Genomic DNA, 2,213 nt, shown 5'->3' on the forward strand with positions numbered 1-2,213 from the left:
CACCCTTGAGGATCGCGGCGCGCGCATCCTGGGCGTACTTGATCTCCTTCGCAGCCATCGTGCTTCCTCCTTATCCAGATCGGGTTGGGGGCGTTAGCCCTCGATCACCGCCATGATGTCGTCTTCGCGCATAATCAGAAGTTCTTCGCCCTCCACCTTGATCTCGGTGCCGGCGTACTTGGAGAAGAGCACCTTGTCCCCGGGCTTCACGTCGAGGGGCTGGAGCTTGCCGTCCTCGTTCTTCTTGCCCGGCCCCACGGCGATGATCTCGCCCCGCTGGGGCTTCTCCTTGGCCGTGTCGGGGATGATGATCCCGCCGGCCGTCTTCTCCTCCTCCTCGAGGCGCTTGACGATCACGCGGTCCTGCAGCGGTCGAAGCTTCATGATTCCCTCCTTCGTGTCGGTATGGGTTGAGGACCGTTTCGTTAGCACTCGTTACCCCTGAGTGCTAACGAGCGCGGAAGATAACCAGCCGTCTCCCGGGCGTCAAGGGCCGGGGCGAAATTTTTTGGAAGCTCCAGTAGGACGCGGCGCGCGGCCCGTTCGCGACACACTGACACGCGTAGGTGCCGGGGTGCGCGGTGGGGGGCGGGGCAAGGGGCCCCCGTGTCAGAAATCGGACCTCAGAGGACAGAGGTCAGCCCTCAAAGGGGGGTTCTCTGTTTTCTGACTCCTGAATTCTGGCCCCTGATACGGCAGCCGCTCCCACGGGTTGGGACAGCCGCTGGCGCTGGAATCACAAGGGGGGTTGGCGTCCTAGCCTCCCAGCATCCCAGCGGGAAAAGGATCGGGCCGGCCCGGGTGGGGTCCGTGCTTCCGCGGGTTCCCGTGCGGGTCGACAGGCCCGGCTCACGCCGGGGGCGGCGGCCCCAGGGCCTTGAGCCGCTCCAAAAGGTCCACCACCCGGTTCGAGTACCCCCACTCGTTGTCGTACCAGGCCAGCACCTTGACCACCCGGTCGCCGATCACCCGGGTGTACTCGGCGTCGAACACGCACGAGTGGGGGTCCCCGATCACGTCGCTCGACACCACGGGCCCCTCCACGTAGCGGATGATCCGGCGCAGGGTTGGGTCGGCGGCCGCTTCCGCGACGGCCCGGTTGACGTCGCCGCGGGAGGCCGGGGTCCGCAACTCCCCCACGAGATCCACCACCGAACCGTCGGGCACCGGGACCCGCGCGGCGAGGCCGTCGATCCGGCCCGCCAGGTGGGGGAGCACCTTGCCCACGGCCCGGGCCGCACCGGTCGTGGTGGGGATGATGTTTTCGGCGGCCGCCCTTGCCCGGCGCCAGTCGGTGTGGGGCACGTCGGCGAGGCGTTGGTCGTTCGTGTAGGCGTGGACCGTGGTCATCAGCGCGCGCTCGATCCCGAAGGCGCGGTCGAGCACCAGGACCAGGGGGGCCAGACAGTTGGTGGTGCAGGAGGCGTTCGACACGATGCGGTGCTCGGGCCGGAGGTCCTGGTCGTTGACCCCCATCACCACCGTGGCGTCGATCTCGTCCTTGGCCGGGACGGTCAGAAGGACCCGCTGGGCCCCGGCGTCCAGGTGGCCCTGGAGTTGCGCCCGTCGCCGAAACGCGCCCGTTGCCTCCACCACGCAGTCGACCCCCAGATCGCCCCAGGGCAGTGCGGAGGGCTCGGGGACCCGGAGCATGCGCACGGTCTGTCGGGAGGTGCGAAGCATCTCCCCGTCCAGCTCGACCCGGTCGGGGAACCGCCCCATCACGGTGTCGTACCGGAGCAGATAGGCCAACACCCCCGGTTCGCCCAGGTCGTTCACCGCCACGACCCGGAACTCGGGGTGCTCGTTGAGCAGGCGGAACACGGCGCGGCCGATGCGGCCAAACCCGTTGATGGCGACGCGCATCGCTTTATCCCTCCCGGGCCCCAAGCCCAACCCACCGCTTGGCGGTTTCGAGCATCCGGGCCGCGTAGGCCCACCCGTTGTCGTACCACAGGAGGATCTTCACGAGATCCTCCCCGATGCTCATGGCTGCTGCGGCGTCGAACACGGCCGATGCGAGATTTCCACGCACATCGCTCGATACGATCGGGTCTTCGGTGTACTCGATGAGGCCCCGGTAGGGGCCGGCGGCGGCCTCCCGGAACAACCGTCGCACCCCGTCCGCTCCCGCCGGGGACCGAAGCCGCACCACCAGGTCGAGGCACGAGCCGGCGAGCACCGGCACGTTGAGGGCGAACCCCTCGAGGCGG

2 protein-coding genes and 1 pseudogene are annotated in these 2,213 nt (G+C 68.4%); all 3 read right to left on the reverse strand.

Features of this window, described 5'->3' with window-relative positions:
• Positions 1-93: 93 nt before the first annotated feature.
• Positions 94-384 carry a co-chaperone GroES gene (groES, locus tag ACY0I8_RS17880; protein WP_461395824.1) on the reverse strand — a complete coding sequence of 97 codons (291 nt, stop codon included), beginning with the start codon at positions 382-384 and terminating at the stop codon, positions 94-96.
• Between the two features lie 465 nt (positions 385-849).
• A complete protein-coding gene (gene gap, locus ACY0I8_RS17885; RefSeq protein ID WP_461395825.1) occupies positions 850-1,866 on the reverse strand; it encodes a type I glyceraldehyde-3-phosphate dehydrogenase in 1,017 nt (338 codons plus the stop codon).
• 4 nt (positions 1,867-1,870) lie between these two features.
• Positions 1,871-2,213: pseudogene (locus tag ACY0I8_RS17890) on the reverse strand (type I glyceraldehyde-3-phosphate dehydrogenase); the annotation flags it as partial.

The organism is Deferrisoma sp. (assembly GCF_054681715.1).

What these genes read in the sequence shown, in the direction of transcription:
- groES (WP_461395824.1), bottom strand. Translation starts at nt 384, where the DNA reads ATGAAGCTTCGACCGCTGCAGGACCGCGTGATCGTCAAGCGCCTCGAG.
- gap (WP_461395825.1), bottom strand. Translation starts at nt 1,866, where the DNA reads ATGCGCGTCGCCATCAACGGGTTTGGCCGCATCGGCCGCGCCGTGTTC.